The organism is Frankia sp. CcI49 (genome assembly GCF_001983215.1).
Classification (GTDB): Bacteria; Actinomycetota; Actinomycetes; order Frankiales; family Frankiaceae; genus Parafrankia; species Parafrankia irregularis.
Window position 1 is genome coordinate 159791 of record NZ_MOWP01000001.1, and the last position, 25755, is coordinate 185545.

At 70.6% G+C, this 25755-nt stretch carries 20 protein-coding genes and 1 pseudogene; 12 read left to right on the forward strand and 9 right to left on the reverse strand.

What is annotated here, in order from left to right; genetic code table 11:
• Positions 1-15: 15 nt before the first annotated feature.
• Positions 16-3162 (reverse strand): NB-ARC domain-containing protein, encoded by a 3147-nt coding sequence (locus tag CcI49_RS00590; RefSeq protein WP_083749228.1) that lies wholly within the window; start codon positions 3160-3162, stop codon positions 16-18.
• 238 nt (positions 3163-3400) lie between these two features.
• Here CcI49_RS00590 and CcI49_RS00595 point away from each other — a divergent pair, with 238 nt between their 5' ends.
• The 6 genes from CcI49_RS00595 (at position 3401) to CcI49_RS00620 (ending at position 10137) form a co-directional block, all read left to right on the forward strand.
• Complete coding sequence (locus tag CcI49_RS00595; RefSeq protein WP_054564326.1) at positions 3401-4393, forward strand: beta-ribofuranosylaminobenzene 5'-phosphate synthase family protein; 993 nt, start codon at positions 3401-3403, stop codon at positions 4391-4393.
• Positions 4377-4976: a hypothetical protein gene (locus CcI49_RS00600; RefSeq protein ID WP_131830961.1), complete on the forward strand. Its 600-nt coding sequence runs from the start codon at positions 4377-4379 to the stop codon at positions 4974-4976. The genes CcI49_RS00595 and CcI49_RS00600 overlap by 17 nt, the downstream gene beginning before the upstream one ends.
• Positions 4977-5170: 194 nt before the next feature.
• Positions 5171-6379: an amidohydrolase family protein gene (locus CcI49_RS00605; protein WP_076823629.1), complete on the forward strand. Its 1209-nt coding sequence runs from the start codon at positions 5171-5173 to the stop codon at positions 6377-6379.
• Between the two features lie 219 nt (positions 6380-6598).
• Entirely contained in the window at positions 6599-8062 is a 1464-nt protein-coding gene (locus tag CcI49_RS00610) for an aldehyde dehydrogenase (protein WP_076823630.1), read from the forward strand.
• Between the two features lie 66 nt (positions 8063-8128).
• A complete protein-coding gene (locus tag CcI49_RS00615; protein ID WP_076823631.1) occupies positions 8129-8845 on the forward strand; it encodes an acetoacetate decarboxylase family protein in 717 nt (238 codons plus the stop codon).
• Positions 8842-10137, forward strand: coding sequence for a flavin reductase (locus CcI49_RS00620; RefSeq protein WP_054564321.1), 1296 nt, complete (start codon positions 8842-8844; stop codon positions 10135-10137). The genes CcI49_RS00615 and CcI49_RS00620 overlap by 4 nt, the downstream gene beginning before the upstream one ends.
• Before the next feature lie 301 nt (positions 10138-10438).
• On the opposite strand, the gene CcI49_RS41870 is transcribed toward CcI49_RS00620, so the two are convergent.
• From CcI49_RS41870 to CcI49_RS00635, 4 genes and pseudogenes are all read right to left on the reverse strand, one after another.
• Entirely contained in the window at positions 10439-10597 is a 159-nt protein-coding gene (locus tag CcI49_RS41870; RefSeq protein WP_158230681.1) for a hypothetical protein, read from the reverse strand.
• 28 nt (positions 10598-10625) lie between these two features.
• Positions 10626-12161: an AMP-binding protein gene (locus CcI49_RS44345; protein ID WP_076823679.1), complete on the reverse strand. Its 1536-nt coding sequence runs from the start codon at positions 12159-12161 to the stop codon at positions 10626-10628.
• Positions 12162-12509: 348 nt separating this feature from the next.
• Positions 12510-14102: pseudogene (locus tag CcI49_RS44350) on the reverse strand (AMP-binding protein); the annotation flags it as partial.
• A gap of 131 nt (positions 14103-14233) precedes the next feature.
• Complete coding sequence (locus tag CcI49_RS00635; RefSeq protein ID WP_076823632.1) at positions 14234-15661, reverse strand: ABC transporter substrate-binding protein; 1428 nt, start codon at positions 15659-15661, stop codon at positions 14234-14236.
• Positions 15662-15976: 315 nt separating this feature from the next.
• On the opposite strand from CcI49_RS00635, the gene CcI49_RS00640 reads away from it, so the two are divergent.
• The 5 genes from CcI49_RS00640 (at position 15977) to CcI49_RS00660 (ending at position 20907) form a co-directional block, all read left to right on the forward strand.
• On the forward strand, positions 15977-17236 hold the full coding sequence (locus tag CcI49_RS00640; protein ID WP_076823633.1) for an amidohydrolase family protein: 1260 nt from the start codon (positions 15977-15979) through the stop codon (positions 17234-17236).
• Between the two features lie 4 nt (positions 17237-17240).
• Positions 17241-18989 carry an amidohydrolase family protein gene (locus CcI49_RS00645; RefSeq protein ID WP_054564318.1) on the forward strand — a complete coding sequence of 583 codons (1749 nt, stop codon included), beginning with the start codon at positions 17241-17243 and terminating at the stop codon, positions 18987-18989.
• Between the two features lie 21 nt (positions 18990-19010).
• Positions 19011-19259 carry a type II toxin-antitoxin system prevent-host-death family antitoxin gene (locus CcI49_RS00650; protein ID WP_076823634.1) on the forward strand — a complete coding sequence of 83 codons (249 nt, stop codon included), beginning with the start codon at positions 19011-19013 and terminating at the stop codon, positions 19257-19259.
• On the forward strand, positions 19256-19639 hold the full coding sequence (locus CcI49_RS00655) for a type II toxin-antitoxin system VapC family toxin (protein ID WP_054564316.1): 384 nt from the start codon (positions 19256-19258) through the stop codon (positions 19637-19639). Before CcI49_RS00650 ends, CcI49_RS00655 begins: the two co-directional genes overlap by 4 nt.
• Before the next feature lie 251 nt (positions 19640-19890).
• On the forward strand, positions 19891-20907 hold the full coding sequence (locus CcI49_RS00660) for an ABC transporter substrate-binding protein (protein ID WP_083472956.1): 1017 nt from the start codon (positions 19891-19893) through the stop codon (positions 20905-20907).
• Here CcI49_RS00660 and CcI49_RS00665 read toward each other — a convergent pair.
• From CcI49_RS00665 to CcI49_RS00680, 4 genes are all read right to left on the reverse strand, one after another.
• Complete coding sequence (locus CcI49_RS00665; RefSeq protein ID WP_076823635.1) at positions 20904-21368, reverse strand: type II toxin-antitoxin system VapC family toxin; 465 nt, start codon at positions 21366-21368, stop codon at positions 20904-20906. The two genes, CcI49_RS00660 and CcI49_RS00665, sit on opposite strands and share 4 nt — an antisense overlap.
• A complete protein-coding gene (locus CcI49_RS00670; protein ID WP_054564314.1) occupies positions 21352-21618 on the reverse strand; it encodes a type II toxin-antitoxin system prevent-host-death family antitoxin in 267 nt (88 codons plus the stop codon). The genes CcI49_RS00665 and CcI49_RS00670 overlap by 17 nt, the downstream gene beginning before the upstream one ends.
• A gap of 73 nt (positions 21619-21691) precedes the next feature.
• Entirely contained in the window at positions 21692-22774 is a 1083-nt protein-coding gene (locus CcI49_RS00675) for a Zn-dependent alcohol dehydrogenase (protein ID WP_054565331.1), read from the reverse strand.
• 30 nt (positions 22775-22804) lie between these two features.
• Complete coding sequence (locus CcI49_RS00680) at positions 22805-24283, reverse strand: aldehyde dehydrogenase family protein (protein WP_076823680.1); 1479 nt, start codon at positions 24281-24283, stop codon at positions 22805-22807.
• A gap of 284 nt (positions 24284-24567) precedes the next feature.
• Here CcI49_RS00680 and CcI49_RS00685 point away from each other — a divergent pair, with 284 nt between their 5' ends.
• Positions 24568-25707 (forward strand): LLM class flavin-dependent oxidoreductase, encoded by a 1140-nt coding sequence (locus tag CcI49_RS00685; protein WP_076823636.1) that lies wholly within the window; start codon positions 24568-24570, stop codon positions 25705-25707.
• The last annotated feature ends 48 nt before the right edge of the window (positions 25708-25755 follow it).

The following is a 25755-nucleotide window of genomic DNA, read 5'->3' on the forward strand; positions in this document are numbered from 1 at the left end:
GGCACGGGAAACATGTCAAGGCCACCACCTCTGAACCTGGTGAAGCGACTCGCGCGCCCGACGGACGAGTGTCTGTGGGTCGTGCGCGAGGACGGCAGGCAGAACCGCCGTGACACTGCGCCGATCCACCTGCGCGGCACTGCGCAATGCCGTTCGCCAGAGGGCGGGGGCCGGTGAGGCGCCGCTTCGGCACGCCGCCAACGCGATCGCGGTGAGCGCGTGAACGCGGGAGAACGGGTCGTCGATCGCCGCGGCGGCCGCCACCGCCCGCGCCAGCAGATCGCCGGTCAGATAAGGCGCAATCGCCCCGAGCGCACGTGCGCGCGAGTACGGATCATCGACAGCGGCCGCGGCATCAACCGCCCTTACCAGCAGTGGTCGGCGCTCGTCCGCGGTCAGCTGCGCGGCAAGTTCCCCCAACATCTCCGCACGGAAGTACGGGGCCTTGATCGCTGATGCGGCAGTCTCGGCCGCCTCGACAGCTCGCCGCAGCTCGTTTTCGCTGTCCGGTGCGGCGTTCATCCTGCTGGGTATCTGGTCGCCGGCCAGGCGCGTAACCGGGGGAAACGGAACCTCGGATGTCGGCGCCGTCCCGGTCGAGGGCAGGCATTCGGCCAGGTCCGCCAGTGCCCGAGCGCGAGACGCCGGGTCGTCGATGGTGGTGGCGGCGGTGGCGGCGCGGGTGAGGAGGTTGGTGGGTAGGTGCGGGGTGATGACGGTGAGGGCGCGGGTGCGGGAGTAGGGGTCGTCGATGGCGCTGGCGGCGTCGACTGCCTGTTCGAGCAGCAGCAGGTGTTCGTCGGACGGGAACCGCGAGGCCACCTCGGCGAGCGCCGCGGCCTTCGCCGGGGGGTCCAGCGAGGCGGCCCGGCTGGCGGTCTGTCGCACAAGATCCAGAGTTAGATGCTCGGCGAGGCCTGCCAGTACCCGAGTCTGTGCATGTTGGTCGTCGATTGTCAGCGCACTGTCGATCGCCTGGGAATAGATCGGCCTGGCCTCGGCGGCGGGCAGGCGCCGCGCCAGGTACGCGAGAGCGCGGGTACGGGGAACCGGGTCGATGCCGGCGGCGGACCGCACGGCGCGTCGGACCACCAGGACGCGTTCGTCCGCCGTGAGGCGCACGGCCACGTCGGCGAGTACCTGGACTCGGCGTCTTGGATCCTCGATGGTGATCGCGGCGTCGACCATGTGCAGGAGGAACTCGGCCGGCAGGCGGACTGACAGGGCACCGAGCGCGTCTGCCCGGGCATACGGGTCCTCGATCGAGGCCGCCGCGCCGAGGGCCTGCTGTACCAGCGCCCGGCGCTCGTCGAAGGGCACCTCTACGACCAGACCGCCCAACGTCTCCGCCATGGATGCGGCGTCGGGGTTTGTCAGCGCGTACGCCAGGGCACGTGACACCGGCCAGAGCCCGTCCGCGACCAGGCGTACCAGCAGCGTCGGTGGGATATTCGCCGCGATGCTCGCGATGGAGCCGGTGATCAATGCATAGGTGATCTCGCCCGCGATTCCGCCGCCGCCTCGGCCCGCAGTAAACGCCGCGTCGGTCTCGCTTTCCACGTCTGCCCAGGCGGCGCGGATGTCGCCGAGATAGTCGCCGGTTCGCCCGAGGCTCTCGTGGGTGGCGTACCAGGCATTCTCCACGCCGCCGGTGCCGGTGTCCCACTGGATTGTCAACAGCTGTTCTACCAGGTCGCGGCGGCCGGTACCGAGAAGATGAATTACCAGGGCTCCGACGCCGTACTGGTCCACCAGGTCGAGCCGGGCGAAATCCCGCAACCCGGGGAGCGCCTGCGCCAGGCCGCCCCAACGGTTGACAAGAATGTCCGCCATCACGCCGTGCAGTTCGGCGAGCCGAGACCCGGACAGGCCCGAGCGTGCGTAGTCGAAAAGCAGATCGTGTACCCCGACCGTATCCGCACGCGGATCGATCTGCACCAGACAACGGCGGGCGAACATGCGTAGTAGGTCATCGGCGTCCAGGTCATCCATCCTGCCGGTGACCTGCCAGAGCTGGACGACCACGGCTGCGGGCACCGGCCCGCGGCCGGCGAAGACCGCCAGCTCGCGGAATCTCTCGGCTGTCTCCCTGGGGAGCGCGGTGATGCCGGCGTCCAAGGCGGCGAGTAGGTCAGGATGCGGATAGTCGGCGAAACGCCCTGCCAGGCGGCCGAGGTCCGCGCGCCGCAGTCGTTCGGCGACGTTCGCCCAGGGCCGGCCCTCGGCGACCATGCCACCGACCAGCGCCAAGGCCAGCACCAGACCCCCGCAGTGGGCCAGGATGTCCGCCGCCTCGGCGGGTAGCTCACTCTCCGGGTAGTCGGCGTAGGCGGTGAGCACCCGCCAGGCGGTGTCCGGGGCCACCGGTCCCACCTCGAACACCGTGCTGTCGGTGAACAGCGCGTCCCGGTTCCGGCTGGTTACCAACAGCCTCGAGGCGCCGGAGAGCGGCAGCGCGCGAAGGACGTCGACCCGCCAGACGTTGTCGGCGACGACCAGGCAGGCTCTTCCGGCCAACAGCCGGCGTAGCCGTTCAGATCCCTCCGGAACGGTGAGTAGTGGTGCCATATCGCCGAAGGCGGCCAGGACCGCGGCCACGACGGCCGCCGTATCCGGCAGCGCGCTTACGTCGACCCAGACAATTCCGTCTGGGAACGTTGCCCGCACAGCCGGGTCGTGGACCACCGCCCGTGCAAGAGTCGACTTGCCCGAGCCACCCATGCCCACCAGGCCGACGACCGCTCCGGCTGACGGGTCGGCCAACAGATCACGCACCGCGGTGACTGCGTCGTCTCTGGCCACGAAGCGTGCCGGCAAGGTAGGCAGAAGTCCTGCGTCCGGGCGGATTCCGCTCGCTGCAAGCCAGGGCCGGTTCTCGGTGGTGGCTCCGCCGGCGAAAGCGGGATTCGCCGGGTACCGCGCCCGCGCGACGGCGAGTAGCCGCTCACGTCCATCCGCGATCACGCCGGCCCGCAGCAGGCCGTTCACCTCCCACCAGAACTCCTGGGCGGAGCCATGCCACGGGGGCTGCCGCTGAGCAGGCAGACCTGCCTCTTCCAGAAGGTGGCGGGCAGGTCTTGGATCGGCGAAGCAGCCCGCCAGCGCGCGGAGCTCCGATTCCTCCAGAGGGCCTGTAGGTGAGCCCTGGCTCTCGCCTTCCATCACGAAAGCATCTCATCGCTGGTCAGCCTGGGCGAAAGCGCCGCCATGAATGTTGTGCGCGGCCGGGTGGTCGACCTGGCTGCGGTGCGGCCGAGGAAATTTATTCGTCTGCTCCCGTTCTTCAGGTAGCTCCGACTAGCATGGTCGGTGTTGGTCAGGGTGCGGGTGGGCCGAGCTCGCGCACGGACGCGGCGTCGGAGGGTGCGGGCCCTTGCTCCCGAGCGCGGTTATTCCGGGCATGGTGGTCACGGTCGAGGCGCCGACGCGTATTCACTTCGGCCTTCTCCAGATGTCCCGGACGTATGCCACGGCCTATATGGGCCTCGGTGGCGCGCTGAGCGAACCGTCGTGGTCACTCCGTATCGCGGCGTCCAGCGCGGGTGACCGGTTCGACGATCTTCCGGTGGAACTCGTCGACTATGCCCGCAGAGTGTGTCGGGCGCTGCGCGCACTGACAGATTTTCCGCCGGTCAGCGTCCGGGCCCGGAAAACCGTGCCGCCGCACGTCGGCCTTGGAGCGAAGACCAGCTTCGGCTGCGCTCTCCTGGCGGGCCTGGTGGAGTTTCTCGCGCTCCCCGGAGGCTGGCCGCGGTATCGGCACGTCCTGGGGCGTGGTGGGGCCAGCGGCATCGGCATTCACAGCGCGGTGAGCGGCGGCATGATCCTCGACGCCGGTCACATCCTGCGGCCGGGGGACACGCTGCTGCCCAGCAGTGCCCGACCGGGAGAGACGCCTCCGCCAGTCGTCGCTCGCTGGGACGTGGGCTTCCTGCCCCCGGTGGTCGTGGCCCGCCCGAGCGGGCTGCAAGGTCTGCACGGGCCGGCTGAGCACGCCTTCTTCCGCGAGCGGTTGCCGTTACCCGAGGCGGAGGTCCGGGAGGTCGCCGCGGTGGCGCTCTACGAACTCGTTCCCGCGCTCACGAGACAGGACGCACGTGCGTTCGCCGACGGGCTTACGCACCTGCAGGGCGTTGGTTTCAAGCAGGCCGAGTGGGAGCTGCAGCCGGATCCCGTGCTGGCGCTGCGCGCGGCAGCGACCAGCCACGGAGCCACCGCCGTCGCTCTGTCCAGCCTCGGCCCGACCCTGGTCGTCTTCGCCGATGACCCGCACCGCCTGGCTGACTCCCTGCGAACCCTGGACAACGTGGAGGCGTCCGTCTCCTCGTTCGCGGCGCATGGTGCGCGGGTCCGGGCCTGTGAAGGCGACGGTGTGGATGACTACGAGAGCTGAACGCGCCGATGAGAGCCAACGGCCAGGTGCGTTGGCGGACGGCGCTGTTCCGGCTCGAGTGACGGTCGTGCTGGTCGGCCGATCCGGCGTGGGCAAGTCGACCACGGCCAACGTGCTCGCGGAGCTCACCGGGCGAGCCCTGGTTGAGGTGGGGGACGTCGTGCGCAGCGGCGCGGTCCAGGCCGGCCGCAGCCCTCTGGACCACGCCCGGCAGGTGATCGGCTCGGGGGACGAGACCCATTTCGTACGTCGTGCCATCGACGAGGTACGCAGGCGCGGGCCCAGCGTGATCGTGGGGCCGCGCCTGCCTGCGGAGCTGGCCTACCTGCGCAGGGAGCTTCCACCGGTGCTCGCGATCGGTCTGTTGCTTCCGACCGCGCAGAGGTGGGCCAGGATCGCGCGCCGGTCCAGCGCCTTCGATCCCGCCGCGCAGGCGGTCCGGGACGAGATCGAGGAGAACTGGGGGCTCGCGCGGACGTTGGCGGACTGCGACTGGCGGATCTCCACGGTCGGTAGCCCTCGTGCGGTGGTGGTGGAGTGTCTGCGGCACTGGAGCCGCTTCGGCGCGAGTGCCGCGATCTGACGGATCAGGCGGGGTGTGGCGAGCGCGCGAACCGTCGGCGCTGGCTGCCGCTGGTGGGCGGCTCGGGTGTGGCGAAGGCGGAACCGGTCGTCCGGGACGTGATGGAGCGGCTAGGATCAAAAGTGAGCGTTTACGTACTACTGCTGACGCCGCTGCACCGCTGACGTGACGACGGCGAGAACCAGGAGCTCACGATGCCGAGGCCGAACTGGCAGCTGCTTGGGGACCCCGAACCGCAGGAGCGCAGCTACTCGATCGTCTCCGTCGATGATCACCTCACCGAGCCGGCCGACGTCTTCGTCGGGCGGTTCCCGGCGAAGCTGCGTGAGTGGGCACCCCAGGTGATCACGACCCCCGACGGCTCGGAGGCCTGGCTCTACCGCGACCGGCTCTACCGCGACAACGGGATGAGCGTCGTCGCCGGGCGCCCGAAGTCGCAGTGGACTCTCGACCCGCTGAACTTCGACGAGATGCGCCGGTCGGCGTGGGACGTCCATGCCCGGGTCAAGGACATGGATCTCGACGGCATCTGGGCGTCGCTGTGCTTCCCGTCCGGGGCGTGGGGTTTCACCGGCCGGGTGCTGTCGATGAACAACGACACCGAGGTCGGGCTCGCCGCGATCCGGGCCTGGAACAGCTGGATGATCGAGGAGTGGCACGGCGCGTACCCGGAGCGCTTCATCCCGATGCAGCTGCCCTGGCTGAAGGATCCGAAGATCGCCGCCGAGGAGATCCGGCGCAACGCCGAGCTCGGCTTCACGTCGGTGTCGTTCCTGGAGTCCCCGCACCTGCTCAAGCTGCCGCCGATCACGAACCACCAGCACTGGGAGCCGTTCTTCAAGGCGTGCGAGGAGACCGACACGGTCATCTCGCTGCACTGCGGGGCGAGTGGCTTCGTCCTGCAGGGCTCGCCCGGTGGCGGGCTGAACGTGCAGACGTCGCTGTTCCCGGCCGGCGCGTACTGCGCCGCCATCGACTGGGTGTGGGCGGGCATCCCGGCGCTGTACCCGAACCTCAAGATCGCGTTGAGTGAGGGCGGCATCGGGTGGGTGCCGATGGCCATCAACCGCCTCGACTACGTGGTGGAGCACTCCGGCGGCGGTGGCACACCGTGGACGTATGACCTGACGCCGAGTGAGGTGCTGCGCCGCAACTTCTACTTCTGCATGCTGGACGACCCCGGCACCCTCGACCAGCGGCACATGATCGGGATCGACCACATCCTGTTCGAGACGGACTTCCCGCACGCCGACTCGACCTGGCCGAACTCGCAGGACCTGCTGCGCAAGCGCTTCGCGGACCTGCCGCGGCACGAGGCCGTGCTGATCGCCGGTGGCAACGCCGCCAGGCTGTTCCGCCACCCGCTGCCCTCCGGCGACGACTGGCCGGCCCTCCTCCCGTAGCTCGTAGCCGATCGCTCACGCCCACGGCCACGCCCACGCCCACGGCCACGGTCGCGGCCGTGGGCGCCTCAGTCGCCCGAACCGTTTCCTGAAGGGGTGTCAGGAAACGGTTCGGGTGCCCTGTACGCGAATGAGAACCTGTTCTAGTCTGTCGGGGTGCCCGCCGGCCGACCAGACGGGCGGTCGCGCGTCGCAGGACTGAGCGAGGAGGCCGGTCTCATGGGTTCCGACATTGGTTCCGACAACCGCCTGTTCATCGCGGGAAAGTGGGTCCCGTCGGCGGGGGAGGGCTTCGTCGACGTCATCAGCCCCGCGTCGGAAGACGTGATAGGCCGGATTCCGTCGGTCGCCCGCGCCGATATCGACGCGGCCGTGGCCGCCGCCCGCACGGCATTCGACAGCGGCCCCTGGAAGAACACCGACGGCGCGGCCCGGGCCGAAGCTCTCGCCCGAATCTCGGCACAGATCAGCGCCCGCTCCGAGGAGTTCRCCCGCACGATCAGCAACGAGATAGGCGCGCCCATCACCTTCTCGCGCCTGGGCCAGGTACTGGCCGCCACCATGGTCGCCGACTACTACGCGGAACTCGGCAGAAACACCGCCTGGGAGGAGACCCGGGCCGGGCTGCTCGGGCCGTCCGTGGTGCGTCGAACTCCGGTCGGTGTGGTCGCCGCCATCGTTCCCTGGAACGTCCCCGTCTACGCCACCATGCTCAAGCTCGCGCCCGCGATCGTCGCCGGCTGCACCGTCGTGCTGAAACCCGCTCAGGAGGCCGCGCTGTCGGCCCGACTTCTCGGCGAGGTGCTGGAGGAGGTCGGCCTTCCCCCGGGCGTGGTGAACATCGTGCCGGCCGACCGTGTGGCCGGCGAGTATCTCGTCACCCATCCCGGTGTCGACAAGGTCAGCTTCACCGGCAGTACGGCGGTGGGCCGGCACATCGCGTCCCTGTGCGGGCAGCGGCTGCGCCGGGTGACCCTTGAGCTCGGGGGCAAGTCGGCCGCGATCCTGCTGCCCGACGTGGACCTGGCGGCGGCCGTTCCGGCCCTGCTCGGCGCGGGCCTGATGAACAGCGGCCAGGCGTGCGTCGCGCAGACCCGCGTCCTCGCCCCGCGCGACCGCTACGACGAGGTGGTGGAAGCACTGGTCGCCGGCGTCGAGGGAGTGAAGGTCGGCGCGCCACTCGACGAGGAGACGCAGGTCGGGCCGCTGGTGAGCGCCCGGCAGCGCGGGCGCGTCGAGGAGTACCTGGCCGCCGGGGTCACCGAGGGCGCCAAGGTCGCGGTGGGCGGCGGGCGCCCGGCCGGCCTCGACCGCGGATGGTACGTGGAGCCGACCCTCTTCGTCGGCGTCGACAACGGGATGCGGATCGCCCAGGAGGAGATCTTCGGCCCGGTGCTCTCCGTGATCGAGTACGACGGCGTGGACGACGCGGTGCGCCTCGCGAACGACTCGAACTACGGGCTGTCCGGATCCGTCTGGACGGCGGATCACGACACCGGCCTCGCCGTCGCCCGCCAGGTGCGGACAGGGACCTTCAACGTCAACACCTTCATGCTCGAGAACTGCGCGCCGTTCGGCGGCTTCAAGGATTCGGGGCTGGGCCGTGAGCTCGGGCCGGAAGGCCTCGCGGCCTACATCGAGTACCAGACCGTGAACATGCCGGCGGAATGGTCCGGCAGCTGACCGATCCCACCCGTTCCGCAGGCTGCATGACGTCCTGGCACACGGCACGAAAGGGGAACCGGTGCGATGGCGGGGACACATCTCTGGGGCACGATTGACGGGGCTGAGATCACCTTCCCGATGCGGGTGGAGGAGTTCAACGCCGCCACGCTGACGTATTCGGTCCCGGCGCGGCAGGCCGCGGCCCTTTTGCCGGGAAGTTCTTTCGAACTGGTGGAGACGGCGCCCGGTGTGGGCTGCCTTGTCATCGCCGCGTGCGATTTCCGGCGCAATCCATGGGGCGACTACAACGAGCTCAACGTCGGCTTTCTGAGCCGGCCGGCCGGCGCCGGCGACGAAACGGTCGGATCGTTCATCTACCGGATGCCGGTCAACCAGCCCTTCACCTGCGAGGCCGGCAACCGGGTGATGGGATTCCCGAAGACGGTCGAGACGATATCCGCCGGATACGACGACGGCGGGTTCACCTTCCGGGTGAGCAGCCCGGCCGGCCTGCCGGCCCTCACACTCGGGTTTGCCCGGCGCCCCGCACCGCTCGGTCCACCGGTGGTGCTCGCCGTGGAGAGCTACTCGTACCTCGACGGCCACCCGTACGCGACAGCGGCCGAGATGGAGATCGGCTCGGACGCCGTAGATCCGTCCGAGGTGTCCCTCGAACTGGGGGAGGGCCCGCTCGCGGACGAGCTGCGCGGCCTCGGCCTGCCGGTGGCGCCCGACAGCTGCGTGTGGGGCGAGGGCCTGCGCGCCACCTTCCAGCTCGGCCGGCGGCTGGTGACCGCATGAGCACCACCCCGAACCCCCGACCCGGTACCCCGAACCCGGCGGCGGACGCGGCCTGGTTCCGGCGGGTGCTCGGCACCTTCCCCACCGGGGTCGCCGTCGTCACCGGGATGGCCGCGGACGGGCAGCCGGTGGGGATGGCCGTCGGCTCCTTCACCTCCGCGTCCCTCGATCCACCGCTGGTGGCGTTCTTCCCGGACAGGTCCTCGACGTCCTGGCCGCGGATCCAGGCCTCGGGCCGGTTCTGCGTGAACGTCCTCGGCAGCGATCAGGAGGCGGTGTGCCGGGCGTTCGCGGCCCGCGGCGGCGACAAGTTCGCGAATCTCTCCTGGCAGCGGGCACCTTCGGGCTCGCCGCTGCTCGACGGGGTCGTCGCGTTCATCGACTGCGAGATCGAAGCGGTGCACTCGGCCGGCGACCACTGGATCGTGATCGGCCGGGTGCGTCATCTCGACGTGGGCCGTGAGATCGCTCCGCTGGTCTTCTTCCAGGGCGGCTACGGCCGTTTCGCGTCGCCGTCGCTGGCGGCCTGGGAAGGCGACCTCGCGGTACAGCTGCGCTGCGCGGACATCGCCCGCCCGCACATGGAAGCGCTCGCCGACGCCCTCGGCGCCGAATGCGTCGCCAGCGCGGCGGTCGGCCAGGAGCTGGTCCTCGTCGCCAACGCGGGCGGCACGCGTTCCCACGCGCTGCCGACCCGGGTCGGTCAGCGGATTCCGTTCCTGCCGCCGCTGGGCACCGCCTTCGTCGCCTGGGCTCCGGAGAACGTCCAGCGTGCCTGGTGTGCGCAGATCGGCAGCGGGGCGCGGCCCGGTGCGTCCGAGGCGCTGAATGCGACCCTCGCGTCGGTGCGCCGGCACGGCTACGCGGTCGGGCGCGGGCCGGGCTGGCACGTCTCGCTGCTGCGCGCGCTGATGCGCACCGATTTCACCGACCGGGCGCAGACCGAGGCCCGGGACCTGATCCGGGCCCTGCCACCCGGCTGGGAGGCACCCGACTGGGAGGAACCCGCCGCGGAGGCGTCCGCATGGGAGGGGTCCGCGTGGGAGGGGTCCGCGGGGGAGACGTCGAACGGCTCGTCCCGGGGCGAGGGCGCCGGACGCGCCGCCGGGCCGCGCGAGGCGGTGGAGACGCTGTCGGCTCCGGTCTTCGACGCGGACGGGAGCGTGGTGCTGGTGCTGAGCGTGATCGGCCGTGACTCGGGCTGGCACACCGGGCCGCGGGCGCAGGCCCGCCAGCTGCTCGCCACCGCGCGGGAGGTCACCGCCGCCCTCGCCGACACCCCCGCCTCCTGACTCCGTCCGCCTCCTGACCCTCCGCCTCCTGACCCTCCGCGTCCTACCCCCACTTCCAAACCGGCGCCGCCGCCACCGCCGCGCCGGAAAATCGTAAAAAATACGGTGATCCGCCGCGAATGGTCCCGCGGCGGATCACCCTTCCCAGGCCTCGACGCGACCGGACCCCGTTCACGGCGCGGCTGCTCACCCGGGGATCCCGCACGCCCGCACAGCGCCAGAAATTCCCGCCAATAGGCGCAAACGGGCGCTGGCGATCCGCAAGAAGTGAGGATTTCGGCTGTTCCAGCAGCCAAGATCCTCACTTCTTGCTCAGCGACAGCGCGGCAGCGATCTGACGCCTGACCAGCAGGCGGATCTGTTGCTCGCCAATCTTCCGCATGTGGAGGACGATCTCGCGGCGGGCGCGGTCGTCACGCTTCTGCGTGATCGGATGCGGATCCGCCCGCTGCCCTTCCACGCCAGATGATCTTTTGGGGAAGCGGCCTTCAGTGGACCCGGCGTTCGCCGTCGGACCAGTAGCGGGCGCGCAGGGCCTTCTTGTCCGGTTTGCCGACCGGGCTCATCGGCAGCTGGTCGACGACGTCCACGCTCTTCGGGGCGTGATGCGGGCCCTTTCGTTCCCGGACGAGCGCGGTCAGTTCGGCGGCGGAGACCTCGGCGCCGGGGCGCAGGGTCACCACCGCCTTCACCGCCTCCCCCCAGGTGTCGTCCGGGACGCCGATGACGGCCGCCGCCGCGATCGCCGGGTGCGAGCACAGGACGTCCTCGACCTCCTTCGGGAAGATGTTGAACCCGCCGGTGACGACCATGTCCTTCTTGCGGTCCACGATGGTCAGGAAGCCGTCGGCGTCGCGGCGGGCGATGTCCCCGGTGTGCAGCCAGCCGTGCTCGAACAGCTCCGCCGTCTGGTCCGGGCGGCGCCAGTAGCCGGCGGACAGCAGCGGCCCGCGGACGCAGACCTCCCCGGGCTCACCGTCGGCCACCTCGGCGCCGTCGTCGTCGAGCAGCGCCACCCGCACCCACGGCACCGGACGCCCGCAGCTGGCCAGCCGGTCGGGGCGGTTGACGTCGTGCTCCCCGCGGCGCAGCACGCTGATCGTCATCGGGCATTCGCTCTGCCCGTAGAACTGGAAGAAGACCGGCCCGAACCGTTCGATGGCCTCCGCCAGCCGGGTCGGGCTCATCGCCGAGGCCCCGTAGAAGACGGTCTGCAGGCTCGACGTGTCCGCCGCCGCCAGCTTCGGGTGGTCGAGCAGGTGGTAGAGCATCGTCGGCACGAGCATCGTCGCGGTGATGCGGTACCTCTCGATCGCGTCGAGCACCGCGGCGGGGTCGAACCGGGGGAGCACGACCAGCGACCCGCCCCGCAGCAGCACCGGCACGAAGAACGCGGCGCCCGCGTGCGACAGCGGTGTGCAGACGAGGAAACGGGTCTCGGTCGGCCACTCCCATTCGGCGAGCTGGATCTGGGTCATCGTGGCCGCGCCACGGTACGTCGACATCACCCCTTTGGGACGTCCCGTCGTACCGCCCGTGTAGGTGATGCCGGAGACGTCCTCGGGCCCCACCCGGGGCGCGACCAGCGGGCGCGGGGTGAACCCGGCGGCCAGCGCGGTCAGGTCCGTGCCTACCTCCGCCGGGCCGAGTGACAGCAGGTTCTTCAGGGACGGCACCCGCCGGGCCAGCTCCGTCGCACGGCGGGCGAAGGCCGGGTCGAACACGAGCGTCTCGATCTCGGCGTCGGCGAGGATGTAGGCGTGATCATCCACGGAGCCGAGGGGATGCAGGGCGGACGACCGGCATCCGGTCAGCATGTTCGCGCCCATGGTGAACAGGACCTCGGGGCGGTTCGCTGAGATCATCGCGGTCGGGCTGCCGATGCCCAGGCCGAGCTTCGCGTACGCCTGCGCGTACCGGCTCATCTCGTCGCGCACCTCGGCCCCGGTCAGCACTCGGCCGTCGAGATGCACCGCCGGAAGGTCGCGGCCGCGTTCGAGCGCCGCGATGAGCAGATCGGGCAGGAACGACGCCCGTTCCCGCCCCGCCGCGTCGGCCGCGGACCCCGCGTCCGCGGACCCCGCGTCCGCGGACCCCTTGGCCGCCGCATCGCCAGTCACGCCCGCCGGGCTCTGGCTGGCAGCAGGGACGGCGCCAGGCGGTTCCGCGGAACCGGAAGGTTCGGTGGTGTCGGGTGGTTCCGGGGCGCCGGGCAGGTCGATGACGCGGGGCGGTTCCGCGGAACCGGATGGGTCGGTGACGTCGGGCGCTTCCGCGGAGCCGGCGAAGTCGGTGGTACCGGGTGGTTCCGCGGAGCCGGACAGGTCGGCGGCGCGGGCGCGGGCCCAGGGGATGTCGACCTTTCCGGCCGGGCTACGCCTGATGGCGGTCACGGTGTGAATCTCCCGCGGCACCTTGAAACCGGCGACGAGGCCTCGGCAGTGCGCGATGAGCGCCGCGGAGTCGGGCGCCCGACCGGCGCGCAGGACGGCGAGGGCGACGACCCGCTCGCCGAAGCGGGCGTCCGGGACCCCGACCACCACCGCGTCGACGAGGTCGGGATGCGTCTTCAGCGCGTCCTCGACCTCCTCGGGGAAGATCTTCTCGCCGCCGGAGTTCACCACGGTGCTGCCGCGGCCGAGTAATCGGACCGTGCCGTCCGCGTCGACGGTGGCGAGGTCGCCCGGCACCGCCCAGCGCACCCCGTCGGCGTCGGTCTGGAACACGGCGGCGGTCTTCTCCGGGTCCTGGTAGTAGCCGAGCGGGATCGCCCCGCGCCGTGCGATCCGGCCGACCGTGCCTGCCCCAGGGCTGATCGGGACGAGGCGCTCGTCGAGGACGGCGGTGTCACCGCTGAGCCGGAACCGTGCCGGCCCACCCTCCTCGGCGCCGCTGTGCCCGAGCTCGGTGGCGCCGTACGAGTCGATGATGAGGACGTTCGGCAGCAGCCGCGCCAGCCGGGCCCGGATCCCGCTGGACAGCGGCGCACCACTGTTGGCCAGCGCGAACAGCCCGGAGAGATCCCAACCGCCGGGCCGTGCCTCCAGCGCGTCGACCAGCGGGAGCGCCATCGCGTCGCCGACCACGGTCATCGACGTCGCCCGCTCGGCGGCGGCGAGATCCCAGATCGCGGGCGCGTCGAAGCTGCGGCCCGTCCACAGCACGGTGGTGCCCGCGGTGGCGATCGCGATGAGCACGCCGAGCTGGGCGGCCCCGTGCATGAGCGGTGCCAGGGTGAAGTAGTTCAGCGGCGGGTTCGCCGCGTGCTCGACGAAGTCGGTGATGCCGGTCGGGATCCGGCCGTCCGGCAGGGGGCGGGCGATCGCCGCCCGGAACAGGTCGGCGGACCGCCACACCACCCCCTTGGGTAGTCCCGTCGTACCGCCCGTGTAGATGATGTAGTGATCATCGCCGTCGCGGGGGATCCGAACCGGTCGCGGATCGGTCGCCGGATCGGCTGTCGGATCCTCGAACCCGACCGTTCGCCACGACGTCGCCTGACTCCCGGCCGCGCCGCCGGTCCGGGCCTCGGCACCGCTCCCGCCGTCGACCTGGGCGTCGACCTGGACGTCGGCCGGGAGCGGGGACCCGTCCTCGAGGACGACGACGGCGCGGACCGGTGAGGCGTCCGCCAGTGCCGTGGCGAGGGTGGGCAGGTAGCGCCGTTCGACGACGATCGTGCGCAGGTCGGCGTTGTCGATCAGATACCGCAGCTCCGCCGCGACATACCGGTAGTTGATGTTCACCGGGGTGGCCCGCAGCTTGAGGCAGCCGATCATCGCCTCGACCCATTCGATCCGGTTCACCGCGTAGATGCCGACGTGCTCGCCGGGCTGGACCCCGGCGTCCCGCAGCAGCCGCGCGGCGCGGTCGGCACGGGCGTCCAGCTCGGCGTAGGTCAGTCGGGACGATCCGGCGACGATGGCCGGCCGGCCCGGCACCGTGTCCGCGATGAGCTCGATCATGTCCGCGAAGTTGACCCCGGTGCTCACAGCATCCCTTTCGACGTTCCTGGCGGATGGAATTCGATTCGGGTGGCGGATCGTCGGGACGGATCGGGATCGGATCAGGGTCGGAGCGGAGCGGATTCGGACCGCTATTCGAAGGTGTTCGTCAGCCTTGCCACATTGGACGGATCGCAGTTGAAGATGCCGTTGTTCGGCTGGGTGAGCTCGCGGTCGTAGACGAAACCGTCGGGGGTGACCTTCATGAGCAGGACGCAGGTGCTGAGATCACCCTTCCCGCCGGGGGCGATGTCGTGTGCGGGATAGAGGCCGCCGGCCGACCACTGCTTCGTCGCGCCGGCCTTCTCCAGCACGCAGGCGCTGGTCAGGTCCGCCCCGCATTCGGTCGCCGCCTTCGCCCACAGCAGCCAGGCGTTGAAGCCGATGGCGGTGAAGTCGGTGAGCTTCGCCTCCGGGTGGGTGTCCCGCAGAATCGTCACGGCTTCCTTCACCGCGGGCACGGTGTCGGCGAGCTCGAACGGAACGTGGTCGAGCGTGAGGTAGACGTTGGAGAAGTTCGCCGTGGTCACCGCCTTGATCGTGCCCGGGTCGTACAGCTGGTGCGCGATGACGACGAAGTCCGGCTTCCACCCGATGTTGTTGATCGCGGTCAGCGGCGCGGTGAGGTCCTGCAGGGCGATCGCCTCCAGCCCCCGGGTCCCCTTGGCCCGCATCTCCTCCATGTACGGCCGGTAGTTCGCCACCAGCGGGGGCCATTCCTGGTAGGAGCTCACCTTGAAACCGTTGGTGGTGAGGGCCTCCTGCAGCCGCAGGCCCTGCGGGCGCAGCGTCGCGAGGTTGTTTCCGGCCACACCGAGATGGTCGGCCGCGTCGGGATAGCGCTTCACGAGCTGCCGGTAGGCGCCGATCGGGTACTGGTCGAACGGCGCCGGAATCGGCACGACCTGAAGCGGAGCCCTGATGGCCTCCGGGGAGACGGTGTAGCCGGAGATCTGACCGAGCCCGCAGTCGACCCGCGGCCCGACCGCGGCGGCGTCACCGACCATGCCGCCGCCGACAATCATGAAGTCGGTCTGACAGGCCTGGATCATCTGCGCGGCGGCTTCGGACAGTTTCGCGTCGTGCTTGATGAGCCTGAGCTTCCGGCCGTTGATGCCACCGGCCTTGTTGCACCAGGCGACGAACGCGTCGCCCACGTCGAAGAACTCCTGGCCCAGGCCGGGGGTGATGTTGCTGCCCACATCGGCGGTGGTGCCGATCGTGATCTCCGAGTCGGTGACCCCGCGAACGCTCGCACCGCCCGCGGCCCCGCCGCCGCTACCGCTACTGCCCCCGCCGCCGCTCGCGGGGCCGGGGCCGCACACGCCCCGCAGGTCGCCGAAGTCGCCGGCCGCGGCGGCTGCCGGCGATGCGCCAGCCGCCGTCGCGGCGGGCTCGGATCCCCCCGTCTCACGTTCGTCGGCGGACCGGGTGCACGCCGTCAGGGCAACGCTGACGGCGATGGCGATCGTCAGCGCGGATGCTAAGCGGCTTCTGTGACGGCGGGGGTGGGGTCTCATCGGGGGATGTCCTCTCCCTTGACGCCCGCACGTCGGCCGGTCAGCCGGCGGCCGGCGGCCGCGGGGAGGCAGGCCGCGGCGACTCGGCGGGCGTGTGAGGCGGCGAAACGCGCTCGTTGCACCGGGCGCGCCGACAGACCGACAGACTAGAACACGTTCTCTTCTGGCGATAGAGGTTTCCGAGAGGTTTCTGACGCCATCTCAGGGCTCGGATCGCTGGCTGTGGCGCAAATGCCGGCACTGGTTGCGTGTACTGAGAGAGCGGGTCGCCCCGTACACCTGACGGATCGTCAGAAACGGAGCTACCCTGCCCCCATGCACGACTTCCCGAAGATTGTCTCGGTAGACGATCACGTCGTCGAGCCACCCGACGTGTGGAGCAGCCGGCTGCCGGCGCGGTATCGCGACGTCGGCCCCCGGGTGGTCCACGCCCCGAAGGGCGAGGTCACCTTCGTGGGCGGCCGGCTGACGGTGACCATGGGCGCGCCGGGCAGCGGCCCGGACGTCGCCTGGTGGCGCTACGAGGACCTGTGCCGCCCGCTGATGCGCCTCGACGCCGCGGTCGGCTTCGACCGCGACGAGGTCGACCTGCGCCTGGTGCGCTACGACCAGATGCGCCCGGGTGCCTTCATGGTCGCCGACCGGCTCGCCGACATGGACGTCAACCACATCGAGTCGTCACTGTGCTTCCCCACCTTCCCGCGTTTCTGCGGCCAGACCTTCACCGAGGCCGCCGACCGCGAGCTGGCACTGCTGTGCGTGCGCGCCTACAACGACTGGATGGTCGAGGAATGGTGCGGCGCGGCGGCCGGCCGGCTGATCCCGCTCGCGATCGTCCCGCTGTGGGACGCCGGGCTCGCCGCCGCCGAGGTCCACCGCAACGCCGCCCGGGGTGTGCGCGCCGTCTGCTTCAGCGAGATCCCACCGTTTCTCGGCCTGCCCTCCATCCACGACCGCGATCACTACTGGGATCCGTTCTTCGCCGCCTGCGCGGAGACCGGGACGACCATCAACATGCACATCGGGTCGTCGTCGAAGATGCCCTCGACCTCGGCGGACGCCCCGCCCGCGGTCGGCTCCACCCTGACGTTCGCGAACTCGTGCTATTCCCTCGTCGACTGGCTGCTGTCGGGCACGTTCGAGCGCTTCCCGGAGCTCACGATCGCCTACTCGGAAGGCTCCATCGGCTGGATTCCGTACATCCTGCACCGCGCCGACGTCGTCTGGCGGGAGAACCGCGGCTGGGGCGGGCTGGGGGAGACCGTGACCGTGCCTCCGAGCGAGCTGTACCGCCGGCACGTGTACGGCTGTTTCTTCGACGACCCGCACGGCCTGCTCAGCCTGGACGAGATCGGCGCCGACACCGTCACCTACGAAAGCGACTACCCGCATTCGGACAGCACCTGGCCCGACACCCGGGCCGTCGCCGAACGCCAGATGAAGCACCTGCCGATGGAGACCATCGAGAAGATCGTCCGCGGCAACGCGATCCGCATGCTCGGCCTCACCCCGGACGGACGCTGGGCCGCCGCCCCCGACCTGCCGAGCGCCGCCGCGCCGGGCGCCCGGGGGTAGTGCCATGTTCGACACGCTGATCACCGGTGGTCTCGTCGTGGACGGTACCGGCGCGCCGGGTCGGCACGCCGACGTCGCGATCAAGGACGGCCGGATCGCGGCCGTCACCCCACCCGGTGAGCCCACCCAGGCTCGGGTGCGAATCCAGGCTGACGGGCTCGTCGTCGCGCCGGGCTTCGTCGATGTCCACACGCACTATGACGCGCAGCTGCTCTGGGATCCGTACGCCACCCCGTCGAACGTGCACGGGGTCACCACGGTGATCGGCGGCAACTGCGGGTTCACCCTCGCCCCGCTGCGTCCCGGCGGCGCCGACTACCTGCGCCGGATGATGGCCCGCGTCGAGGGGATGCCGYTGGCCGCGCTGGAGACCGGCGTCGACTGGAGCTGGGAGACGTTCGCCGAGTACCTCGACACCCTCGACGGGCGGATCGGCGTCAACGCCGGGTTCCTCGTCGGCCACTGCGCGCTGCGCTCCTACGTGCTGGGTGCCGAGGCGGTCGGCCGGGCGGCGACCGCGGGCGAGGTCGCCGCGATGACCGCGGTGCTGCACGACGCGCTCGCCGCCGGAGCGCTGGGCCTGTCCACCACGCTTTCCTCGACGCATGTCGACGGCGACGGCCGGCCGGTCGCCTCCCGCTGGGCGTCCCACGAGGAGACGCTCGCGCTGTGCGCGGCCGTCGGCGAGCACGAGGGCACCTTCCTGGAGGGGATCGTCCCCGGCTGCCTGAACACCTTCGACGACGACGAGATCGACCTGCTCGCGCGGATGAGCGCGGCGGCCGGCCGGCCGCTCAACTGGAACGTGCTGACCATCGACGCGGCCGCCCCCGACCGGGTCCCGCGCCAGTTGGCCGCGTCCGCGCGGGCCCGCGAGCTCGGCGGCCGGGTCGTCGCACTGACCATGCCGACGCTGGTGCCGATGAACATGAGCCTGCGCACCTTCTGCGCGCTGCACCTCATCCCCGGCTGGGGGGACGTCCTCGGCCTGCCGATCCCCGAGCGGATCGCCGCGCTGCGCGACCCGGCGGTGCGCGCCCGCCTGCTGGAACGGGCCCGCGCCCCGGAGGCCGGTGTCCTGCGCCGGCTCGCGGACTTCCGCCGCTACGTCATCGGCGACACCTATTCACGGGCCAACGCCGGCCTGACCGGCCGCGTCGTCGGCGACATCGCCACCGAACGCGACCTCGACCCCTTCGCGGCCCTCGTCGAGATCGCCGCCGCCGACGACCTGCGGACGGTCCTGTGGCCGATGCCGACCGACAACGACCCCGACTCGTGGGCACTGCGGCGCGACACCTGGGCACACCCGGACGTCCTGCTCGGCGGCTCGGACGCCGGTGCGCACCTGGACCGGATGGCCGGCGCGCCCTACCCGACCAGGTTCCTCGGCGACTGCCTGCGCGGGCGCCGCCTCGTCGGCCTGGAGGCGGCCGTCGCGATGATGACCGGCGAGCCGGCGGCCCTGTTCGGCCTGCGCGACCGGGGCCGGCTCGCACCGGGCTGCCACGCCGACATCACCGTCTTCGACCCGGCCACCGTCGACGCCGAGCACGCCGCCCTGGTCGACGACCTCCCCGGCGGCGCGGCCCGCCTCACCGCCGGCTCGATCGGCGTCGCCCACGTGCTGGTCAACGGCGTCGAGATCGTCCGGGACGGGACAACCACCGGCGCCACCCCGGGGACCCTGCTGCGCTCCGGCCGCGACACAGCGACCGTGCCGATCGCGGCTGAACCGCCCAGGGTCAGGTAGCACAAGTGCTACTCTCGGGGGGTGGACGAGATAGGGCTTCGAGAGGTCCGGCAGAACGCCAGCGATCTGGTACGCCGTGCTCAGGCCGGTGAACGGCTCACCATCACCGTGGCCGGCCGGCCAGCAGCCGTCCTCGGCCCGGTGAGTCCGCGTGTGTGGCGGCGCTGGGGCGATCTGGCGGATCTCTTCGCGCAGCCGGAGGACACTGACTGGCCGCAGGACCGCGACCTCGTCGACGGTTCCCTCACGGATCCCTGGGAAGGTCGATGAATCGAGGCATCCTCGACACCAGCGTCCTGGTCGCCACGGACGTCACCCCCATTCCCGGCGAGTTGGCGGTCAGCGTCGTCAGCATTGCCGAACTACAGTTCGGCATCCTCGTCGCCAGGACGCCCCAGGCCCGCGCGACCCGGCTCGCCCGCCTCAGCGCGATCCAACGACGGTTCGACCCACTGCCTGTTGACGATGCCGTCGCCGACAGCTACGGGCGTCTCGCCGCCCGCATCGTCGAAGTCGGGCGCCAGCCACGCGCACGCACCATGGACCTGCTGATCGCGGCCACCGCCCACGCCCACGGAGCCAGCATCTACACCCGCAACGCCGCCGACCTCGTCGGCCTGGAGGACCTCCTGAGGATCGTCACGATTTAGGGCACTGTTGCGTTCCGGGGAAGCTCGTTCCACACCAGGCGATCTTCTCATCAAAGTGCGCGCCGTTCCGTCGGCGAGTACATCCGGGCGACCCCTGGCGACGCCGGGCCATCTTCGGGAAACCGGAATTACCGTGCTATTCATCGGTTGTCGCTGGCGATGCCTCACTGTCTCGGTGCTGCGCCTTTTCGAGGCTGCTCGGTGCGACCCCCGCGTTCGACAACACGATCCAGATCGACTCCGCCAAGGCGATGGCGAAGTTCCTCAATGTGCACGCCGGCGGCATCGGTGGCAGGCCGATCGAACTCGTCACCTGCGAGTCACTGGCCGACCCGGCGAAAGCGACCGACTGCGCGACCGAGTTCATCCAGCAGGACGTCGTGATCACGGTGGCCGGCGAGACGACGGCCATCGGCACCATGTGGCAGTCGCTGCATGACGCCGGCATACCAGTCTTCCTGTATGGAACCACCGAGCAGTCCGTCATCCTCGACCCCGACTCGACGTTCGTCCTCGGAGACCTGATCGCCGGGCTCGGCACGTTGCCGATCACAGTCGCCAAGGAGAACAAGGTCGGGAAGGTCACGGTCGTCGCGATCGATGTCCCGGTCGTCACCGGGTTCTACGACGCCGTCGGCGACCAGGTCTTCGGCGATGCCGGGCTTGACCTGCAGGTGGTCAGGATCCCGCCCGACCAGGCGGACATGACACCGCAGATGGCGAGGATCGCGGCGGGCGAACCGACCGAGGTGCACATCATCGGCAGCGACACGTTCTGCATCTCGGCGTTCAACGGGCTGCGCGCCGCGAGCTTCACCGGCCCGATCGGCGTCGTCAGCCAGTGCGTCTCCGACAGCTCGCGGAAGGCGCTCGGCGATGCCTTCGACGGGGTCTACACCTCCACACCGTTCGCGGTCGGCGACACCGAGAACATCGACATGAGCCAGTGGCGAGCGATCGTGGCTGCCTACGACGAGACCGACATCGACCTGAGCAACTCGATGGGGCCGACCATCTACTTCACGATGACCGCGCTGAGCCGGGCACTCGACGGGATCAGCGGCGACATCACCCCTGCCCGGATCACAGAGAAGATCAAGTCGGCGCCGAAGCTCCCGCTACCGGCGGCACCAGGACTCACCTTCCAGTGCGACGGCTCGGCCAACCCGCTTGTGCCGGCGGCCTGCTCCCGAGGCGCCCTGCTGACGACACTCGACTCCGACGGCGAACCAACGCTGCCCTACCGGTCGTTCGGAACCGCAGGCTAGTTACGGAGCACCGACGGCCTCGTGACCGGGACCACGTCCATGAGTTTTTCCAGGCCGACGTAGTCGCCCGGATTCGTGGTGAACAGGGGCAGGCTCTCCGTGATCGCCGTAGCGGCGATCATGAGATCCGCGACGCGGCGGCGTGGTTTGYGTCCAGCAACGACGACGGCTGCCGACAGACGGCCGTAGACACGGGCGGCCTCGGCATCGAACGGTATCGGGTCGAACTCGTTCTCGGCGCGCTGAAGGGTTTCCATCCGCCGCGCGCGTTCCTCGTGCTCGTCGTACAGGTCCTGTTCGTCGTTGCGCCGGACCTGATGCGGCCCCGCGGACAACTCGGCAAGCGTCACGGCGCTGATCGCCATCTCGTCGGGAAGCTCGGCGGGATCTATCCAGCGACGCAGGATCAGAATGTTGGTGTCGAGCAGGCCCTGCCGGAAGTTCTCAGTGTTCGTAGCCACCGGCGGCCTCGTGGTCGACCACCGCGTCCTGGTCCGCGCGGAAGGCGTCCAGATCCGTGCCGGGGGCGTTACGTGACATTGCGGCGAACTCCTGCCGGGAAATGAACCTGCGCCTCCGTCGAATGGGCACCAGCTGGCCGATCTGACGACCATCCCGGGTGACGGTAAAGGACTCGCCGTGCTCGACGGCATCCATGATCTCCCGCGATCTCGACCGCAGATCTCGTTGGGTGATCTCCAGACTGCCCATGGCGCCTATGGTAGCACTCGGTGCTACAGCGTGCTACTTGCTATGGGGGACGTCCTCGCTCCATCGCCGAAGGTCAGAAGGTGAGCACGCCGCGGGCCAGGTCGCCGGCTTCCAGGTCGACCATCGCCTGGCCGACGGCGTCGAGTGGGTAGGTGCGGGTCACCAGCTCGTCGAGCAGGAGGCGACCGCCGCGGTACAGGCCCAGGTAGGTGCGGACGTCCCGCTGCGGGCGGGACGAGCCGTACCGGCAGCCCAGCACCGACTTGTCGAGGTACAGGTCGGTGATGGGGACGGACAGCTCGGCGGCCTCCGCCGGCACCCCGAGCAGAACGGCGGTGCCGTGCCAGCCGAGCATGTCGACGGCGGCCCGGGCCAGCGCCGGGTGCCCGACGCATTCGAAGGAGTAGTCCACCCCGGTGCTGTCGGCGGGCAGCAGGTCGCGGACGGCGCCGGCGGTGTCCCGGCCGGACGGGTCGACGAAGTCGGTCGCCCCGAACCGGTACGCCAGGTCGGCCTTCGCCGGGTTGGTGTCGACGGCGACGACGCGGGTCGCGCCGGCGAGCGCCGCGCCCTGGATCACGTTCAGGCCGATGCCGCCGACACCGATGACGGCGACCGTCGACCCGGGCCGCACCTGGGCGCGGTTGAGCACGGCGCCGACGCCGGTCAGCACCCCGCAGCCGAGCAGCGCCGCCGACGCGGCGGGGACGTCGTCGGGAACCGGCACGCACTGGTTCGCCGCGACGACGACCCGCTCGGCGAAACAGGACGTGTTCGCGAAGTTGTAGGTGGGCGCGCCGCGCCAGGTGAACGGCTGCGGCCGGCGGCCGAAGGTGGAGCGGCACATCGTCGGCTGGCCGGCGTCGCAGTGCTCGCAGGCACCGCAGTTGCCGAGGGTGGTGAGCGCGACCACGTCACCCTCCGCAAGCCCCGTCGCCCCCGTCACCCCGGGCCCCAGTGCCGAGACGACGCCGGCGCCCTCGTGGCCGAGAACGACCGGGGTCGGGAAGGGGATCGTCCCCCGCACGACCGCCAGGTCGCTGTGGCACAGTCCGGCGGCGGTCATCCGCACCTCGACCTCGCCGGGCCCGGGTGGGCGCACCTCCAGGTCGTCGACCACGTGGTAGGCGGAACCGTCCCAGACGATGCCACGCAGCAGATCACCCATGCTCGTCGCTCCTCAGCTTCAGCTTGACCAGACGATGCTCTGTAACTCGCTGTAGGCGTGCATCGCGAAGGTGCCGCAGTCGCGCCCGACGCCGCTGTGCCTGAAACCACCGAACGGCGTCTCGTGGTTGCGCTGCACGGTGTTGATCCCGACGCTGCCGGAGCGCAGCCGGCGGGCGACGCGGTAGCCGCGCCCGGTGTCCGCGGTCCAGACGTAGTCGCTCAGGCCGAACGGGCTGTCGTTCGCGAGCTCGACGGCCTCGTCCTCGTCGTTGAACGTCATGAGGACCACCACCGGCGCGAAGAACTCCTCGCGGGCGATCGACATCCCGGGCGTGACGTCGGTGAACAGCGTCGGCGCGACGTAGAAGCCGGTGTCGGACGCCGGCCGGCGGCCACCGACCGCCAGGGTCGCGCCTTCGGCCACACCTTTCTCGATCATCGCCTCGACCCGGTCGCGGTGGGCGGTGGAGATGACCGGGCCGACGACGGTGTCCGCGGCGCGCGGGTCGCCGACCCGGCAGGCGCCGGCATAGGCGGTGAGCCGGTCGACGAGGGCGTCGCGCACGCCGCGCTGGACCAGCACGCGGGTCGGCGCGGTGCAGATCTGCCCGGAGTGGAAGCTCCAGGTCGAGCCGATGCCACCGACCGCCGCGTCGAGGTCGGCGTCGTCGAAGACGATGGCGGCGCCCTTCCCGCCGAGCTCCATCAGCACCCGCTTCATGTCACGCCCGGCGGCCGCGGCGATGGCCTGCCCGACCTGGGTGCTCCCGGTGAAGCTGATCATGTCGACGTCGGGGGAGTCGACCAGCGCCGCGCCGATCGACGGGGCGGACCCGGTGACGACGTTGACCACGCCGGGCGGCACCCCGGCCTCCGCGACGATCTCGGCGAAGAGCAGGATCTGCAGCGGATCCTGCGGCGCCGGCTTGACCACGACGGTGTTGYCCATGGCGAGCGCGGGCGCGACCTTCCCCGCCAGGCTGACCAGCGGGAAGTTGTACGGGGTGATGCAGGCGACGACGCCGACGGGCTGGCGTACGGCGACCGCGCCGATCAGGCCGCCGGGCGCGAGCGGGGTGGCGGGCATCGGCTGCGGAGGCAGTGGCACGGTAACCGGGTCGAGCGCCTCCTTGGCGTAGCGGCGGAAGCGGTCGACGGCCACCGGCACCTGCATGGTCTGCGCGACCCGTGCGGTCGCGCCGGTCTCCGCCTGGACCAGCCCGACCAGCTCGTCGTTGTGCGTGATCAGCAGGTCCGCGATCCGCCCGAGCAGCTCTGCGCGCCGCTCGGGGGCGGTCTGCGACCAGGAGCGCCAGGCGGCGCGGGCCGCGGCGGCGGCCTCGCGGGCCTGCTCGGGCGAGGCCTGTGGTGCCTCGCCGACCAGCTCCTCACTGGCCGGGTCGATCACCGGGTAGCGCCCCGCCGCGCCCGGCACGAGGTCGCCGCCGATGAACAGCGACCCGGTGCGCGCGGCGGTCGTCTCCAGAGCGCTCATGACCATCCTTCCGCCCCCGGTGAGAAGCATCCGGACGCCCGGCCTGTACCTGACGGTAGGTCAGGGATGACTCGCCTGGGGGCGACGTCCGGTGACTCTTGCACCCACGGTTCCAGTCGCTAGAGTCTAGAACACGTTCTAGATATTGTCGCTGCCGAGCCGCGATTTCCGGACGGGGCGTCAGATCGGCGGGGCTCGGGTCGGCCGCTTGGGCTGGGCCGCGCCGGGTGGGCCGCGCGCGTCGCGCCGCGGCCGTCAGTCGAACGGTGAGAGGTGGTCCGGCCATGGAATTCGGGATCTTCAACTCGCTCTACCTGCCGCGCCGGCTGTCGGAACGCGACCCGCTGGGCGCGGAGCACAACCGGCTGATGGACGAGGTCACCTGGACCAGGGCCGCGGACCGGGCCGGATTCAAGTACACCTGGGCCACCGAGCACCATTTCCTCGACGAGTACTCGCACCTGTCGGCGAACGAGAGCTTTCTGGCCTACCTCGCCGGGGTCACCGAACGCATCCACATCGGCAGCGGCATCTTCAACATCACGCCGCCGGTGAACCACCCGGCCCGCATCGCCGAGCGGGCCGCGATGCTCGACCATCTCTCCGGCGGGCGTTTCGAGCTTGGTATGGGGCGTGGCTCGTCCACCACCGAGCAGCGCGGTTTCGGGATCACCGACCCGGACCTGACCAAGAAGATGTTCGACGAGGTCGTCGCCGAGCTGCCGAAGATGTGGGCGGACGGCGAGTACGAACACGACGGCGAGTTCTTCTCGATGCCGGCACGGAACGTCCTGCCGAAGCCGTACACCCGCCCGCATCCGCCGATGTGGGTGGCGGCGGGAAATCCCGGGACGTTCGAGAAGGCCGCGCGGATGGGGCTCGGTGTGCTCTGTTTCGCGCACGGAACCCCCGACCAGCTGGCCCCGCTCATCGAGATCTACAAGAAGAACATCGAGAAGGCCGAGCCGGTCGGCGGGTACGTCAACAACAACGTCATGGTCACCAGCCAGATGCTCTGCCTGGAGGACGGCGCCCGGGCCCGGGAGATCGCCACCGACATCACGATGAGCTACCAGAACAGCCTCGTGTACCGGTACCTCGACACCTTCCCGAAGCCGGCCTACATTCCCGACTGGCCGCAGGTGCTGCCCGAGCCGACCGTCGAGCTGCTCGACCTCGCGATCGGGGCCGGCCACATCGTCATCGGTGACCCGGAAGAGTGTGAGCGGGCGGTGCGCACCTACGCCGACATCGGCGCCGACCAGCTCACCTTCGGCATGCTGTCGACGACGATGCCGGTCGAGGTGGCCTGCGAGGCCGTCGAGGTGTTCGGCCGGCACGTCCTGCCGATCTTCGACCGGGACCCGGTGCACAGCACCACCCGCCAGCGGGCGGCGCAGCTCGGCGACGACGCAACCGGGTGACGACGCATCGACCGCCGCCGTTGGCTGAGTCGCGGCAGGCTCGCTCGC

Bases quoted from the DNA above. Each gene is read 5' to 3' on its own strand.
- CcI49_RS00660 (WP_083472956.1), top strand. From the start codon at position 19,891: ATGGCGAAGTTCCTCAATGTGCACGCCGGCGGCATCGGTGGCAGGCCG.
- CcI49_RS00605 (WP_076823629.1), top strand. From the start codon at position 5,171: ATGCCGAGGCCGAACTGGCAGCTGCTTGGGGACCCCGAACCGCAGGAG.
- CcI49_RS00590 (WP_083749228.1), bottom strand. From the start codon at position 3,162: ATGGAAGGCGAGAGCCAGGGCTCACCTACAGGCCCTCTGGAGGAATCG.
- CcI49_RS00640 (WP_076823633.1), top strand. From the start codon at position 15,977: ATGCACGACTTCCCGAAGATTGTCTCGGTAGACGATCACGTCGTCGAG.
- CcI49_RS00670 (WP_054564314.1), bottom strand. From the start codon at position 21,618: ATGGGCAGTCTGGAGATCACCCAACGAGATCTGCGGTCGAGATCGCGG.
- CcI49_RS00635 (WP_076823632.1), bottom strand. From the start codon at position 15,661: ATGAGACCCCACCCCCGCCGTCACAGAAGCCGCTTAGCATCCGCGCTG.
- CcI49_RS00595 (WP_054564326.1), top strand. From the start codon at position 3,401: ATGGTGGTCACGGTCGAGGCGCCGACGCGTATTCACTTCGGCCTTCTC.
- CcI49_RS00615 (WP_076823631.1), top strand. From the start codon at position 8,129: ATGGCGGGGACACATCTCTGGGGCACGATTGACGGGGCTGAGATCACC.
- CcI49_RS00655 (WP_054564316.1), top strand. From the start codon at position 19,256: ATGAATCGAGGCATCCTCGACACCAGCGTCCTGGTCGCCACGGACGTC.
- CcI49_RS00685 (WP_076823636.1), top strand. From the start codon at position 24,568: ATGGAATTCGGGATCTTCAACTCGCTCTACCTGCCGCGCCGGCTGTCG.
- CcI49_RS00600 (WP_131830961.1), top strand. From the start codon at position 4,377: ATGACTACGAGAGCTGAACGCGCCGATGAGAGCCAACGGCCAGGTGCG.
- CcI49_RS00620 (WP_054564321.1), top strand. From the start codon at position 8,842: ATGAGCACCACCCCGAACCCCCGACCCGGTACCCCGAACCCGGCGGCG.